This window comes from Dechloromonas denitrificans (genome assembly GCF_020510665.1).
In the GTDB taxonomy this organism is placed as follows: domain Bacteria; phylum Pseudomonadota; class Gammaproteobacteria; order Burkholderiales; family Rhodocyclaceae; genus Azonexus; species Azonexus denitrificans_B.
On sequence record NZ_CP075187.1, the window covers coordinates 1,681,255 to 1,696,686 of the forward strand.

Consider the following 15,432-nt stretch of genomic DNA (forward strand, 5'->3'; position numbering starts at 1 on the left):
AATCTGATCGATTTAGAAGAATAAATACTGATTTATGGATCCCAAGCTTATCTATGTGAAAACGCCGACCGGCGATGAGGCAATCAGGCAAAGTGCCCATGTCGTCAAGCGCGAACTCCGGATGGTCCTCGTTCAGGTTGATGGCAAGGTGACCGTTGAGCAGCTTTCGGCCAAGCTTGGCAATCGGGTCATGGTCGAGGGGGCTTTGGCTGATCTTGAGCAGCGCGGCCTGGTTGCGCCATCGGAAAGTGCAGTGGCTGTCTGGGAGCACAGCCGGATGGAGGCCGATGGGGCGCTGTCTGCATCATCCAGATTTTCGGGATTTGTCCCCAAATCGACGTTGTCTTATGAAACCAAGGAGAAATTTGACGCGAGGAGTCGTTTCTCCGTTCTGCGCGCGCCTGATGTTCAGATTCCACCGCCTCAGCTTGAGCTTGAATCTGAGCCTCTTTCCGATTCGCCGGTAAGGCACGGACAACTCATTGTTTTCCGATTGTTGGCAGGCGTTGTTTTGCTCCTTGGAGGGCTGCTGGCTATCGTTCTGTTGTTTCCTTACGATCGCTTCAAGCCCGATCTGGAGGTGGCGGCAGGGCGCTGGTTGCAGGACAGGGTTGTCATTGAAAAAGTCGGGGTGGAGCTTTGGCCGCGGCCGCAATTGGTCCTGAGCGGCCTGACGATCGGAGGTGGCAATGATTTTTATATCCACGAAGCGCGTGTTGACTCTCCGGCATCCCTGCTGCTCTCTGGCAAACGGGTAATTCCAAGGGTTGAATTGTCCGAGGTCAAAGTCGGCGTTCAAAAGATTGCTGGTTTGCCGATGTTTGCTGTCGCGGCCAATCCGGTGCCGGGCATTGGTCGAGTCAGAATTGAACGAATGCAGGTCAATGCACGCGACCTGTCAATCAGCGATCTGTCGGGAGATCTGCTTTTCAAGTTGGACGGGCATCTTGAAAAGACATCGCTACAGACAGTTGACCGCAGTATTTCGCTGGAGGCTGTGCCAACAGCTCAGGGGATTGCCTTGAATATCGAAGGTGCGGTGCTGGCTATTCCCGGTACGCCGTTGAAATTCGAGTCATTGCAAGCCAAAGGGCTGCTTCTGAAGGATCGATTGCTGATCCAAAGTGTCGATGCCTTTTTGCTGGGCGGGACTTTCAAGGGAACCTGGTTGCTTGACTGGAGTAGTGATTTGGTCACTGCTGGGGATGGCGCTTTCCGCTTGCTCGATAGTCGGCGGGTTACAAACGCCTTTGCCCCGTCATTGAAACTGGAGGGCGACTTCAGTGGGAATCTGGCCTTGCGTGGCCGAGGGAGCAATTGGGCTGAGCTATTGAGGCATGTTGAAGCGACGCTTGATGTCGATATTTCCAGGGGCTTGCTGCACGGCGTCGATTTGGGTGAGGCTACGCGCAAGGGACCTGGCTCGGTTGTGCGTGCCGGTGCGACAAAATTTGATCGTTTTCTTGCCGTCCTGGCTGTGGCTCCGGGCCGAATCTCGGCGCGCGACCTTCGCCTTGAGTCCGGCATGATGACTGCCGCCGGCCATTTTTCGGCCAAGGATCGGCAAGTTGATGCCGCATTGATGGTCACCCTGCAGACATCCGTGTCTACCTTGAGGATTCCGCTGCATGTTCAGGGGCAGCTTCCTGAATTGAGTGTGGTGAACGGTAAATAAAAAAAGGGCAGGACCGAAGTCCTGCCCTTGCTCAAACTCCTTCAGGAGTTTTGTGTTGCTTACTTGATCACCGCGGCAATAGCCTTGGCAACGTAATCGACATTCTTGGTGTTCAGCGCGGCCAGGCAGATCCGCCCGGTCGACACTGCGTAAATGCCGAATTCGTCTTTCATGCGCTCAACCTGGGCAGCCGTCAGGCCGGTGTAGGAGAACATGCCGCGCTGCTTGATGACGAAGGAGAAGTCCTGGGCAACGCCCTGGGCCTTGATTGCGTCAACCAGGCCGGTGCGCATGGCGCGGATGCGATCACGCATACCGCCAAGCTCATCTTCCCATTGCTGGCGGAGTTCCGGCGAGGAAAGCACGGCAGCAACCAGGGCACCACCGTGAATCGGCGGGTTGGAGTAGTTGGTACGGATGACGCGCTTGACTTGCGACATGACGCGGCCGGCTTCGTCCTTGCCTGCGGTGATGATCGACAGTGCGCCAACGCGCTCGCCGTAGAGCGAGAAGCTTTTCGAGAAAGAGCTGGAGACGAAGAACTGCAGGCCGGAGGCGGAGAAGGCACGAACAGCGACAGCGTCGGCATCGATGCCATCGGCAAAGCCCTGGTAGGCCATGTCGAGGAACGGAACCAGACCGCGTTCGCGACAGACATCAACCACTTCCTGCCATTGCGCATCAGACAGATCGGCGCCAGTCGGGTTGTGGCAGCAGGCGTGCAGGATGATGATCGAGCCGGCATCCAGGCTGTTCAGGCAGGCCATCATGCCGGTGAAGTTCACGCCGCGGGTGGCAGCGTCGTAGTACGGATAGTTTTCAACAACGAAACCGGCCGATTCGAACAGGGCGCGGTGGTTTTCCCAGGACGGGTCGCTGATGTAAACCTTGGCATTCGGAGACAGGCGCTTCAGATAGTCGGCACCGATTTTCAGGGCGCCGGTGCCGCCGAGAGCCTGGGCGGTGATGACCTGGCCATTGGCGATCAGGGCAGAATCCTTGCCCAGCAGCAGGTTCTGGACAGCCTGGTTGTAGGCCGGGGAGCCTTCGATCGGCTGGTAGCCGCGCGGCAGGGCCGATTTGACACGGGCGTCTTCGGCAGCCTTGACAGCAGCCAGCAGGGGAATCTTGCCGTTGTCGTCGAAATAGACGCCAACACCGAGGTTGACCTTGGTGCTGCGGGTATCTGCGTTGAAAGACTCGTTCAGGCCGAGGATCGGATCACGCGGGGCCATTTCCACCGCAGCAAAGATCGAAGAGGACATAAAGACTCCATGGAATAATAGGCACATTGTTCGTGCAGCAACCTTGCTGCACGAGAAAAACCGTACAATTTTAGCATGATAGAAACCACAGCCAGCACACCGGTCGTCTGCCACGAAGGCAGCCCATATCGACTTCACCAACCCTTTCCTCCGGCCGGTGATCAGCCTGAAGCGATTCGCCTGCTGGTCGAGGGAATCGATGACGGACTTTCTTTCCAGACCTTGCTTGGCGTGACCGGCTCAGGCAAGACCTACACGATGGCCAACGTCATCGCCCGAACCGGGCGTCCGGCGCTTGTCCTGGCTCCCAACAAGACGCTGGCGGCCCAGCTGTATTCTGAGTTCAAGGAATTTTTCCCTGAAAACGCCGTCGAGTATTTTGTTTCCTACTACGACTACTATCAGCCGGAAGCCTATGTACCGTCGCGTGACCTGTTCATCGAAAAAGATAGTTCGATCAACGACCACATCGAACAGATGCGCCTCTCGGCGACCAAAAGCCTGATCGAACGGCGCGACGTGGTGATCGTTGCGACAGTCTCCTGCATCTACGGCATCGGTGACCGTGATGAATATCACAACATGATCCTGACCGTGCGTGTCGGTGATCGTCTCGATCAGCGCGCCATCGTCAAGCGGCTGACCGAGATGCAGTACGAGCGCAACGATGTCGATTTTCACCGCGGCACCTTCAGGGTGCGTGGTGACATCATCGATGTCTTCCCGGCCGAGCACGCCGAGCACGCCATTCGTATTTCCTTGTTCGATGATGAAATCGAGGGCCTGCAGTTTTTCGATCCGCTGACCGGTCATCTGCTCCACAAGGCGCTCCGCTTTACGGTTTTTCCAGCCTCGCACTATGTGACGCCGCGCGATACGGTGGTGCGGGCCATCGAGGCGATCAAGAGCGAGTTGAGCCAGCGCATTGATTATTTCACCCACAACAACAAGCTGGTCGAGGCGCAGCGTATCGAGCAACGCACCCGTTTCGATCTGGAATTGCTCGATCAGATTGGTTTTTGCAAGGGGATCGAAAACTACTCCCGCCATTTCTCCGGGCGCAAGGCCGGGGAAGCGCCGCCGACGCTGATCGATTATTTGCCTGCCGATGCACTGATGTTCATCGATGAGTCGCATGTCAGCATCGGCCAGGTGGGCGGCATGTACAAGGGCGACCGGTCACGCAAGGAAAATCTGGTCGATTACGGTTTCCGCCTGCCGTCGGCGCTTGATAACCGGCCGTTGCAGTTCAACGAATTCGAGTCGCATCTGCGCCAGACGGTTTTTGTCTCGGCAACGCCTTCCGAATACGAAAATATTCATGCCGGGCAGGTGGTTGAGCAACTGGTCCGACCGACCGGGTTGATCGACCCGAAGATCATGGTTCGACCTGCCTCGACGCAGGTCGACGATCTGTTGTCCGAAATAAAGCTGCGGGTCGATGCCGGGGAGCGCGTACTGGTCACGACGCTGACCAAGCGAATGTCCGAGGATCTGACTGACTTTTTGGCGGATAACGCAATTCGGGTACGCTATCTGCATTCGGATATCGATACCGTCGAGCGCGTCGAAATTATCCGTGATCTGCGTCTTGGTGAATTTGATGTTCTGGTCGGGATCAATCTTCTGCGTGAAGGACTGGATATTCCCGAAGTGTCGCTTGTTGCCATTCTTGATGCCGACAAAGAAGGCTTCCTGCGTTCCGAGCGTTCGTTGATTCAGACAATTGGTCGTGCGGCACGCCATATCAATGGCACAGCCATCCTCTATGCTGATACGATTACCAAATCCATGCAGCGAGCGATTGCCGAGACGGAACGGCGGCGCGAAAAGCAGGTCCGGTTCAATGCGGAACATGGCATTACGCCACGCGGTGTATCCAAGAAGATCAAGGACATCATCGACGGTGTGTACGATGCCGAGTCAGCCCAGACCGAGCTCAAGGCAGCGCAGCAACAGGCTGCCTACGAGGCAATGGATGAGAAGACGGTAGCCAGGGAGATCAAGCGCCTCGAAAAATTGATGCTCGAGTGCGCCAAGAACCTTGAATTCGAAAAAGCGGCGGCGGCCCGCGACGATTTGTTCCGGCTCAGGGAACGGATCTTTGGTGTAGTGCCGCACGACCCTGACGGAGGATGAGACAAAATGACTTTCCGCGTTCTGCTTGTTTGCATGGGCAATATCTGTCGTTCGCCAACGGCTGAAGGAGTGTTGAGAAGTTTTATACGGACCAATAATCTGGGCGACAAGGTTGAGGTTGATTCTGCAGGAACGCATGGCTACCACGTAGGCGAGGCGCCTGACTCAAGAACCCAGCGGGCGGCCATGGTTCGTGGCTATAACCTGTCGCAGTTGCGTGCCCGAAAAGTGGCACGACAGGATCTTGATTATTTTGATCTGATTTTGGCGATGGACAAAAGCAATCTGGACAATCTGATGCGACTGGCAACCCCTGAGCAGCAAGGCAGGATCAAGTTGTTCATGGATTACTCAAAGAACTTCGAAGATGAAGAGGTGCCTGATCCTTATTATGGCTTGGGCCACGGTTTCGATTTGGTGCTCGATATGGTCGAGGATGCTTCAAAAGGACTGGTTGAAGAAATCAAGGCGACCTTGGGGCGCCGCTGATTTTTCAGCTTTGAATAATAAAAAAGGGGCACCTGCAGGTGCCCCTCAGACTGCTGACAAAGCCTCCAAGCGATTGGGGGCTTTATTTTTTATAATGCAGGTATGCTCAAGCCTGTCTACCCTGCCCAAACGGAACTGGAGATGGTGACGTTGGAGCAATTGGTCCCGAAAGACCACTTGCTCCGGCTGCTCGACCAGCACATCCGGTTTGATTTCATTCGTGAAGCGACCCAGCACCTGTATTGCGAGAACAATGGCCGACCAGCGATTGATCCGGTGGTGTTGTTCAAGATGTTGTTCATTGGCTACCTGTTCGGGATTCGCTCCGAGCGACGGCTGGTGAAGGAAATCGAGGTCAATGTGGCTTACCGCTGGTTTCTCGGCTTTCGACTGACGGACAAAGTGCCGGATGCCTCGACGCTGTCGCAGAATCGGCGTCGCCGCTTTGTCGGGACGGACATTGAGCAACGCATCTTCGACGGGATTGTCGAGCAAGCCATTGAGCATAAGCTGATTGGCGGGCGGGTGCTTTACACGGACAGCACGCATCTGAAGGCGAATGCCAACAAACGGCATTTTGAGGTGCATCAGGTCGAGCAAACCCCTGCGGCCTACCTGGCCGAACTGGATGCAGCCATCGAAACGGACCGAGCCGCCGCGGGCAAGAAGCCGCTCAAGCGTGATGACGATGATTCGACACCGCCGATGAAGGAGGTCAAGGTCAGCACGGTCGATCCCGACGCAGGTTTCATGGCCCGCGACAACAAGCCGACCGGCTTCTTCTATCTGGATCACCGGACTGTCGATGGCGTGCATGCTTTGATCGTCGATACCCATGTCACGCCGGGCAATGTCCATGACAGCCAGCCCTACCTTGCCCGCCTGGATCGGGTCATGGAGCGCTTTGATCTGGCCGTGGGCGCCGTCGGGCTGGATGCCGGGTATTTCACCCCGCAAGTCTGCAAGGGCCTCCTCGAGCGGGCACTGTTCGGGGTGATGGGCTACAAGCGACCCACACACCGCGATGGCTATTTCTACAAACGGGACTATCTCTACGATGCGGTCCAGGACTGCTACCGCTGCCCGGCCGGGGAGGTTCTACCGTACCGGACGACCAACCGGCTGGGTTATCGCGAATACGCCTCGAACCCGGCGCGGTGTGCCGATTGCGGCGTGCGCGGGCAATGCACGCAGAGCCGGAACCATCAGAAGCTCGTGACCCGACATCTCTGGGAAGGTTTCAAGGAAGCGATCAACGCCAATCGCCTGAGCGACCTGGGCAAACGGCTGTACGCCCGGCGCAAGGAAACGGTGGAGCGCAGTTTTGCCGATGCCAAGGAGTTGCACGGCCACCGTTACGCCCGTTTCCGTGGCTTGGCCAAGGTGCAAGCGCAGTGCCTGCTCTCGGCGGCCTGTCAGAACATGAAGAAGATGGCCCTGTTGCTGGCCCGCAAGGCGGCAGCCTTATTGGCCAAAATCCTCGCACGAACCCGTTTTGCCGCCCCATTCGCCCGCCATCTTTGGCAGATCGGGGTTCCTAACCTGAATTTCAGAATCCGCCTCGCTTCGGCTTGAAGCCAGGAGTCTCCCTGATTTCCAACCAGAAAAACAAAACCCCCGAAAAATCGGGGGTTCGTCAGCAGTCTGAGGGGCACCTGCAGGTGCCCCTTTTTGTTTCCTGCATGACCGCTTACTTGCCGGTTTCAACCATGACCAGTGCTTCTTCGGCCTGTTCAACAACAGCCTTCGGCTTGCGCGGACGTCCCAGCTTGACTGGAGCTTCCGGTTGGGCAACGACGACGGCCGATGTCGTTTGAACCATGACCAGACCACTATCGTTCAGTGTCTTCTCAAGATCAACAGGCTGAGGTGCTGGCGTCGAAACAGGTGCGGCTGGCGTGATTTCGGGCTCGACAGGCACGTCGACCGTAGCAACCTGCGCCGGAGCTTCAACTGGAGCAGTCACTTCGGCCGGTGCTGCGATCTCAACCGGCGCAGTTTGGATTGCCGGAGCGATTTCAACTACCGGCACGTTTTCCTGTGCCGGAGCGGCTTCGACAGCCGGTTCGACTGCGATAGCGGCGGCAGGGGCGGTCTCTACGGGTTGCGGCGCTGGTTCTGCGGCAGGAATGATGACAACGACCGGTTCCTGATAGATTGCGGGGGCAAGTTCAGGGGAGGTTGCGACCAGCGTTTCCGGCTGAGACTGGGTGCCTTCGGCTTCGTTACGGCGTTCGCCGCGTCCGCGGCCACCACGACGACCACGGCGGCGGCTGCCTTGCTCTTCACCGCCGGATGATTCCGGAGCGGCTGTCGCAACGGGTGCAGAAACCTCAAGTGCAGCAACGTCGGCGTTCAATTTGCTGATTTCGGCTGACTCGACTTGTACGCGCTCCTTACGCTCCTTGCGTTCGCCACGCGGACGACGCTCCTGGCGCGGTTCGGTATTGGCGGTCGGTGCGCTCTCTTCACGCGGTGATTTCTCGGCCGAATTGCGCTCGTTGCGATTGCCGCGTTCCTGACGTTCGCCACGTTCCTCGTCACGACGGTTGTTGCGACCACCGCGACGGCCGTCACGACCTTCGCCTCTTTCGCGACGACCTTCGCTGCGTCCGTCACGCCCCTTTTTCTGGGCGGGTTGCGGTGCCGGTGCAGGTTCTTCGGCTTTGGGTTCGCTACGGAACCAGGATGCAATGCGGGCCAAAAGACCCGGCTCCGACTTGTTGACCGGAGCAGCTTGTTCCTGTGTCTTTTCCGGGAGGTTAGGGGCCGGCTGTTCCGGCGCGATACCCTTGATGACGGCTTCCTGGCGCGGCTTGGCGGTATCGTCCTTGCTGCTGCCAAGTTTGGTGACCTCTTCGACCGGTGCATCAACCATCCGGTAGGACGGGGCGCGTGCATCATCATGATTCAGGTCATCATGGCGCAGGCGGACAATGGTGTGTGCCGGTGTTTCCAGATTGATGTTCGGAATCAGCAGGATCGTTACCTTGTGGCGCAATTCGATGGCCTGGATATCCGGGCGCTTTTCGTTGAGCAGGAAGGTGGCAACATCGACCGGAACCTGGACATTGACTGCTGCCGTGTTTTCCTTCATCGCTTCCTCTTCGAGGATGCGCAAGATGTGCAGTGCGGCAGATTCGGTAGAGCGGATGTGACCGGTACCAGTACAGCGCGGGCAGGAAATGTAGCTGGTTTCAGCCAGGGCAGGACGCAGACGCTGGCGTGACAGCTCCATCAGGCCGAAGCGACTGATTTTGCCCATCTGGACGCGGGCGCGGTCGAAACGCAGCGCATCGCGCAGGCGATTCTCGACTTCACGCTGGTTCTTCTGGTTTTCCATGTCGATGAAGTCGATCACGATCAAACCGCCCAGGTCGCGCAGGCGAAGCTGGCGGGCCAGTTCTTCAGCAGCTTCCAGATTGGTCTTGAAGGCGGTTTCTTCAATGTCGGCCCCCTTGGTGGCGCGACCGGAGTTCACGTCGACCGCAACCAGTGCTTCGGTGTGGTCAATCACGATGGCGCCGCCGGACGGCAGGTTGACCTGACGCACGAAGGCGGTTTCGATCTGATGTTCGATCTGGAAGCGTGAAAAGAGCGGTACGTCGTCGCGGTAGCGTTTGACGCGGTTGACGTTGCCTGGCATGACGGTGCCCATGAAGGCACGAGCTTGCTCGTAGACATCGTCGGTGTCGATCAGGATTTCGCCGATTTCGGAATGGAAATAGTCACGAATGGCGCGGATAACCAGGCTGCCTTCGAGGTAGATCAGGAAGGCGCCGCTTTGCTGTTTGGCAGCACCTTCGATGGCGGTCCACAGTTGCAGCAGGTAGTTCAAGTCCCACTGCAGCTCTTCAGCCTGGCGGCCAATGGCGGCGGTGCGGGCGATCAGGCTCATGCCTTGCGGTACGGCGAGCTGATCCATGGTTTCACGCAGTTCGGCGCGCTCGTCACCGTCTACGCGGCGGGAGACACCGCCACCACGCGGATTGTTCGGCATCAGGACCAGATAGCGGCCAGCCAGGGAAACGTAGGTGGTCAGGGCGGCGCCCTTGTTGCCACGTTCGTCCTTGTCGACCTGAACGATCAACTCCTGGCCTTCTTTCAAGGCCTCGTTGATCTTGGCGCGACCTACGTCGACGCCGGGCTGGAAATAAGAGCGGGAAATTTCCTTGAAAGGAAGGAAACCATGCCGGTCTGCACCATAGTCCACGAAGCAGGCTTCGAGAGATGGCTCGATACGGGTGATGACCCCTTTGTAGATATTGCTCTTGCGTTGCTCTTTGGCGGCTGACTCAATGTCGAGATCAATCAGTTTCTGACCATCGACAATGGCGACACGTAATTCTTCAGCCTGTGTCGCATTGAAAAGCATGCGTTTCATTTATTGGGGCTCCAGCGCGCTTGGGTTCACGGCAAGGAAGCGCCCGTTCAGGCAGCGACAGTTTCAGTTAGCGGATTGCGTCATAAATAAATGGCAAATGCGACGAAGAAAGTGCTGATCAACAAATGGCTGCGTGTTTTTTATTGAAATTCGCAACCTGATAATTCCTGCAACGGGCAATCCGTGCGTGCTTAAGGCGGGCTAATCCATTAACATCACTACTTTTGGTGAGTGAACTTAACCAGTCGTTTTGCGTTGGTCTGGCTTGTGCAAGTGGCGCAAGTGAGACTTCGGAGCCTGCCGCATGGCGGTCGCGCTTGTAGCGCGAGGCAAACGGTCTGACGGTTCAGGATCTCTTGCAAACCGAGACGCAAAACGTAGGCAGTATATTAGAAAATGAATGGGGCTGGGAACAATTCGGTTGCCTATGTGGTAATCAGTGAAGAAGAGCAGGGCCAGCGCCTTGACAACTTTTTGATACGACGTTGCAAAGGGGTGCCGAAGAGCCACCTTTATCGCATCTTGCGCAGCGGCGAAGTACGGGTAAATAGCCGCCGGGTTGATGCAACCTACCGCCTGTGCACCGGCGACAACCTCCGGATTCCGCCCATGCGGATTGCCGAGCGTCCCCAGAATGAAGTCGACGAAGCCGCCAAGCAGCGTACCGAATTGCCGATCATCTACGAAGATGACGCAATGCTGATTATCGACAAGCCAGAGGGAATCGCTGTTCATGGCGGCAGCGGGGTCAGCTTTGGTGTGATCGAGGCGCTTCGTCGCCAACGTCCGCAAGCCAAGTTTCTTGAATTGGCACACCGTCTCGATCGGGAGACCTCGGGGATTTTGCTTGTTGGCAAGAAACGCCTGGCGCTGACGGCGCTGCATGACATGTTCCGTGAACACGGTGCCGGTGCTGACAAGCGCTATCTGGTAATGGTCAAGGGGCGCTGGATGAACAACACCCAGCACGTCAAGCTGCCTTTGTACAAATACCTGACCGAAAGCGGTGAGCGTCGCGTCATGGTGCGCGATGATGGCAAGGCGTCGCATACTGTTTTCCGCCTGCTGGCTCGCTGGCCGGGCATGAGTTTGCTTGAGGCACAGTTGAAAACTGGTCGGACACACCAGATTCGCGTCCATTTGTCGCATCTGGGGTTTCCCATTTTCGGTGACGAGAAATATGGTGATTTTGCACTCAACAAAGTGCTCAAGCGCGATGGTTTGAAGCGCATGGCGCTGCACGCCTGGCGTATGGCATTCAAGCATCCGATAACCGGTGATCCGCTCGAATCGTTTGCACCCATGCCGGATGGCATTCGCAGCTATATTGCTGCGGTCGACGCGCAAAACGTGAGGGAATTCACGGCGGACAATTACGACCAGATTCTTTCTTGGCAGAACTCGAATTCATGAAATACCAACTTGTTGTTTTTGACTGGGATGGCACATTGCTTGATTCCGCAGGGGCTATTGTCAATGCGATTCAGGCCTCGTGTCGCGACCTCGGCCTGGAAGAGCCGAGCGATGCGCAGGCGCGGCATGTGATTGGCCTCGGGCTGATGGATGCCATGCGGCATGCCGTGCCAAGCCTGCCACCTGAGCGGATTCACGAAATGGTTGAGCGCTATCGCTTCCATTACCTTTCCGCCGATCATCAGCTGGTGCTGTTTCCCGGCGTTCGCGAAATGCTTGCTCGCCTGCAGGCTGCGGGACACATGCTGGCAGTTGCAACGGGTAAAAGTCGCCTCGGGCTGGATCGTGCCTTCGCGCATTCAGGCTTGGGGGCATTGTTCCAGGCGTCGCGCTGCGCCGATGAGTGTCACTCGAAACCGCATCCGCAAATGCTTGAGGAGTTGATGGCCGAATTTGGCGTTACGAGCGAGTCGACCGTGATGATCGGTGATACCTCGCATGATCTGCTAATGGCGAAAAATGCAGGCGTTGACGGCTTAGCTGTGACGTACGGCGCCCATCCGCTGGTGCATTTGCAGGAATGCCAGCCTAAAGCCTGTGTGCACGATGTTCGGGAACTCGATCAGTGGCTGAAAACTTACGGCTAATTTGTGACGGCTCGGCGGTGGTCGAGTCGGGCAAGGGCGTTCGTTTTTCTGTTGAGCGTTATGGCAGAACCGTACCTGCCTTCGTGATTCGCTACCGGGGAGGCGTCTTTGCTTATTTCAATGAATGTGCGCACGTTCCGGCGCAGCTGGATTGGCAGCCCGGTGAGTTCTTTGATGATTCCAAGCTATACTTGATCTGCTCGATACATGGCGCGCTTTATGCTCCTGAAACCGGGCGCTGCTTGGGCGGACGCTGTCAGGGCAAGGGTTTGAAACCCCTGGCGGTCTGCGAAATCAACGGGCAGGTTTTTTTGGATCAAGAAACGATAAATGGATAATTCCCAACTCCCCGGCAATACCCCTACATGGGAGCGTCAGACGCTCGAAAAACTCGCCTTTGCTGCGCTCGATGAGCAAAAAGCCAAGCGTCGCTGGGGGATTTTCTTCAAGGCTCTGGGCTTTGCCTACTTGCTGGTTGTGCTTTTTGCGGTCGTCGATTGGGGATCCGGGGCTCAGCACGAGGAGCGCCATACCGCGCTGATCAACCTTTCCGGGGTGATCGAGTCAAAAGGCGAGGCTACGGCTGAAAATCTGATTGCCGCCCTGCATGCCGCCTATGAAGAAAAAAATGTGGCTGGCGTCATTCTGCGCATCAACAGCCCTGGTGGAAGCCCGGTGCAGGCCGGGATGATCAACGACGAAATTCGTCGTTTGCGGGCCAAGCATCCGGATAAGCCAATCTACGCGGTGATCGAGGATATGTGTGCCTCGGGTGGCTATTACGTGGCTGTCGCGGCGGATTCAATCTATGTTAACAAAGCCAGTATCGTCGGCTCGATTGGTGTACTGATGGATGGTTTTGGTTTTAATGGCGTGATGGATAAATTTGGTGTCGAGCGTCGTTTGCTGACTGCCGGTGAAAACAAGGGGTTCCTTGATCCATTCTCGCCGCAGGTTGAAAAGCACAAGCAGCATGCCCAGTCTTTGCTCAACGATATTCACGCGCAGTTCATCGATGTCGTCAAGACCGGGCGTGGCAAGCGTCTCAAGGAGTCGCCGGACATGTTCTCCGGTTTGATGTGGACCGGCGCGCAGAGTATCCAGCTGGGTTTGGCGGATCAATTCGGTAGCGTCGATTCCGTGGCGCGCGATGTCATCAAGGCGGAGAAGGTCCTCGATTATTCGGTTAAGGACAATATCGCCGAGCGTTTTGCCAAGCGTCTTGGGGCTGGCGCGGTCAACGGCTTGTGGAAAGGTATTTCCGAAAGCGCGCAGGATGCACGCTTTCGTTAAGACTTCAGGCTAGCATCAGAAAAACAGTTGGACGCCGCTCGATTTCGGGCGGCGCTTGTTTTTTCCACTGCGCAATCGTTCGGGTCAGGACTGACTCGCCCGGAAGTGTCAGATCGGTGGCAACGGTAAGGCGGGTTGCCGGCTGGCAAGTTTGCAGGATTGCATCGAACATCGCCCGGTTACGGTAAGGTGTTTCGATAAACAACTGAGTCTGCTGACGCTTTCGGGATTCGCTTTCAAGGTCGCGCAGCGCCTTGCTGCGGTCGACTTCCTTGGCGGGCAGATATCCCTGGAAGGCAAAACGCTGGCCGTTGAGGCCGGAGGCCATCAATGCCAGGAGTAGCGACGATGGGCCAATCAGTGGAACAACGCGGATTCCTTCCTTCTGGGCGAGGGCAACGAGATTGGCTCCCGGATCGGCGACGGCCGGGCAGCCCGCTTCGGAAAGCAGGCCCACGTCGTGCCCGAGGCGCAACGGGGTCAGCAGGTGATCAAGGGCGTCGGACTTGGTGTGCTCGTTGAGTTCTTCTAGTTGCAACTCCTGGAGCGCCTTGTTCGTCCCGGCTGCTTTAAGAAAGGCGCGGGCGGTTTTTGCCTGCTCAACGACAAAATGTTCGAGCGGGCGAATGGTATCCAGAACATTGGCTGGCAAAGAGTGTTCCGGCGCTGTTGGGCCGAGCGGGACCGGAATGAGATATAGCGTGCCGGACATTACAGGATGGCCACGTTTTGTTGGCGCAGCAGGTCGCAGAGAGCGATCAGGGGTAGGCCAACCAGTGCATTCGGATCGTCACCCTGCATGCTATTAAGTAGTGCGATCCCCAGTCCTTCTGATTTTGCCGAGCCGGCACAGTTATAGGCAGGCTCGCGACGCAGGTAGTTTTCGATTTCGCTGTCGCTGAGCTCACGAAAGCTGACTAGTGTCGAAACGCCGCGCACCTCGGCTTGATCGGTGCGAGCGTTGTACAGGCAAAGGCCGGTAAAGAAATTGACGGTTTTTCCCGAGAGTGCGCGCAACTGCGCAACGGCGCGCTCGTGTGTGCCGGGTTTTCCATAGATTTTGCCGTCGACCGTGGCAACCTGGTCGCTGCCAATAATCAGTGCATCAGGGTGGTTTGCGGCGGCGGCCCGTGCTTTGGCTTCGGACAGGCGCAGGGCGAGTGCCTGCGGTGCCTCGTCGGGGAGGGGGGTTTCGTCTGTTTGGGGGTTGGCGACGGTGAATGGCAGGCCAAGTCGCTCCAGAAGTTCGCGGCGATATGGTGAGGTAGAGGCGAGAATAAGTGGCTGGGTCATGAAAGTTTAGTTACAACAATGTGTTGCGCCGACTTCTTGAAGCAGCACTTTGTTTTGACTTGGAAAGCCAAAAATAATATCATCTCGCGTTTAAGTCGTAACGGTTCGAGATTGAAAAGAATTACTGACGCTTTTGTCTTTGCCCGGGATGGTCGAGTTCTCAAGGGAACACTGCCTGTCTCGAGCTTTGAACGCCTGGAGGATTTGCTGGTTGAAACAACTGGCGATCTGGAGTTCCAGCTTCATGGCTACAAGGCCGAGCACGGAAAGTACATGCTGCACTTGGAAGTGAGCGGGATTCTCCCGCTGGCATGCCAGCGCTGCCTGCAGGCAATTCCATTTGAGCTTGATGTCGATAGTCTGCTGGAGCTGATCCCGGAAGGCGCCGACATGTCGCAAGACGAACTGGAAGACGATACCCGTGATTTCCTGCCGGTGGCAGGCGAACTTGATGTGGTCGAATTGGTGGAGGATGAGATTCTTCTGACGCTGCCGTTCGCACCGAGGCATGAAAAATGTGGTTTGCCTGGTACAGCCAATGCTGGTGAGCGGATTAACCCGTTTGCTACGCTGGCTGGGCTTAAAGGCAAGCCGAACTGATTTTATTGGAGTATCAACATGGCCGTTCAACAGAACAAAAAATCCCCTTCCAAGCGTGGCATGCACCGCGCACACGACTTCCTGGTTGCCCCGCCGCTGGCTGTTGAGCCGACGACCGGCGAAACGCACCTGCGCCACCACATTTCCCCCAACGGTTTCTACCGTGGCAAGAAGGTCCTGAAGGCCAAGGGCGAGTAATCGTTCATTGAAGGGCAGGCGGCTCTGATGAGTCGC

Annotated in this window: 14 protein-coding genes; 10 read left to right on the forward strand and 4 right to left on the reverse strand. The window is 56.8% G+C overall.

The features are described from left to right. The first annotated feature begins 277 nt into the window (after window positions 1-277). Window positions 278-1,675 (forward strand): AsmA family protein, encoded by a 1,398-nt coding sequence (locus tag KI614_RS07800; RefSeq protein WP_226409100.1) that lies wholly within the window; start codon window positions 278-280, stop codon window positions 1,673-1,675. A 59-nt stretch (window positions 1,676-1,734) separates the two neighbouring features. Here KI614_RS07800 and KI614_RS07805 read toward each other — a convergent pair whose 3' ends face one another. Then, window positions 1,735-2,940, reverse strand: a complete 1,206-nt coding sequence (locus KI614_RS07805) for an amino acid aminotransferase (protein WP_226409102.1) — start codon at window positions 2,938-2,940, stop codon at window positions 1,735-1,737. 75 nt (window positions 2,941-3,015) lie between these two features. Between KI614_RS07805 and uvrB the strand changes: the two genes are divergently transcribed. The 3 genes from uvrB to KI614_RS07820 all read left to right on the forward strand — a co-directional run bounded on the left by uvrB (window position 3,016) and on the right by KI614_RS07820 (window position 7,143). Further along, on the forward strand, window positions 3,016-5,079 hold the full coding sequence (gene uvrB, locus KI614_RS07810; protein ID WP_226409105.1) for an excinuclease ABC subunit UvrB: 2,064 nt from the start codon (window positions 3,016-3,018) through the stop codon (window positions 5,077-5,079). Window positions 5,080-5,085: 6 nt separating this feature from the next. Then, window positions 5,086-5,568 (forward strand): low molecular weight protein-tyrosine-phosphatase, encoded by a 483-nt coding sequence (locus KI614_RS07815; protein ID WP_226409107.1) that lies wholly within the window; start codon window positions 5,086-5,088, stop codon window positions 5,566-5,568. Window positions 5,569-5,670: 102 nt separating this feature from the next. After that, window positions 5,671-7,143, forward strand: coding sequence for an IS1182 family transposase (locus KI614_RS07820; protein WP_226406905.1), 1,473 nt, complete (start codon window positions 5,671-5,673; stop codon window positions 7,141-7,143). A 115-nt stretch (window positions 7,144-7,258) separates the two neighbouring features. Here KI614_RS07820 and KI614_RS07825 read toward each other — a convergent pair whose 3' ends face one another. Then, window positions 7,259-9,952, reverse strand: a complete 2,694-nt coding sequence (locus KI614_RS07825; protein WP_226409110.1) for an Rne/Rng family ribonuclease — start codon at window positions 9,950-9,952, stop codon at window positions 7,259-7,261. Window positions 9,953-10,348: 396 nt separating this feature from the next. Here KI614_RS07825 and KI614_RS07830 point away from each other — a divergent pair, with 396 nt between their 5' ends. From KI614_RS07830 to KI614_RS07845, 4 genes are read left to right on the forward strand one after another with little or no spacing between them, the layout of a single operon-like run. Next, complete coding sequence (locus KI614_RS07830) at window positions 10,349-11,365, forward strand: RluA family pseudouridine synthase (RefSeq protein WP_226409112.1); 1,017 nt, start codon at window positions 10,349-10,351, stop codon at window positions 11,363-11,365. Continuing rightward, the gene (locus KI614_RS07835) at window positions 11,362-12,012 is read left to right on the forward strand and encodes an HAD family hydrolase (protein ID WP_226409114.1); all 651 of its coding nucleotides are present in this window, start codon (window positions 11,362-11,364) and stop codon (window positions 12,010-12,012) included. The genes KI614_RS07830 and KI614_RS07835 overlap by 4 nt, the downstream gene beginning before the upstream one ends. After that, window positions 11,991-12,350 (forward strand): Rieske (2Fe-2S) protein, encoded by a 360-nt coding sequence (locus tag KI614_RS07840; protein WP_226409117.1) that lies wholly within the window; start codon window positions 11,991-11,993, stop codon window positions 12,348-12,350. Before KI614_RS07835 ends, KI614_RS07840 begins: the two co-directional genes overlap by 22 nt. Then, entirely contained in the window at window positions 12,343-13,305 is a 963-nt protein-coding gene (locus KI614_RS07845; RefSeq protein WP_226409119.1) for a S49 family peptidase, read from the forward strand. Before KI614_RS07840 ends, KI614_RS07845 begins: the two co-directional genes overlap by 8 nt. A 4-nt stretch (window positions 13,306-13,309) precedes the next feature. Here the strand turns inward: KI614_RS07845 and KI614_RS07850 are convergent, their stop codons facing one another. Beyond that, a complete protein-coding gene (locus KI614_RS07850; protein ID WP_226409121.1) occupies window positions 13,310-14,017 on the reverse strand; it encodes an SAM-dependent methyltransferase in 708 nt (235 codons plus the stop codon). Then, window positions 14,017-14,598: a Maf family nucleotide pyrophosphatase gene (locus KI614_RS07855; protein WP_226409124.1), complete on the reverse strand. Its 582-nt coding sequence runs from the start codon at window positions 14,596-14,598 to the stop codon at window positions 14,017-14,019. The genes KI614_RS07850 and KI614_RS07855 overlap by 1 nt, the downstream gene beginning before the upstream one ends. Before the next feature lie 36 nt (window positions 14,599-14,634). On the opposite strand from KI614_RS07855, the gene KI614_RS07860 reads away from it, so the two are divergent. Then, window positions 14,635-15,198, forward strand: a complete 564-nt coding sequence (locus KI614_RS07860; RefSeq protein ID WP_226409126.1) for a YceD family protein — start codon at window positions 14,635-14,637, stop codon at window positions 15,196-15,198. Window positions 15,199-15,216: 18 nt separating this feature from the next. Then, the gene (gene rpmF / locus KI614_RS07865) at window positions 15,217-15,396 is read left to right on the forward strand and encodes a 50S ribosomal protein L32 (RefSeq protein WP_203466559.1); all 180 of its coding nucleotides are present in this window, start codon (window positions 15,217-15,219) and stop codon (window positions 15,394-15,396) included. The last annotated feature ends 36 nt before the right edge of the window (window positions 15,397-15,432 follow it).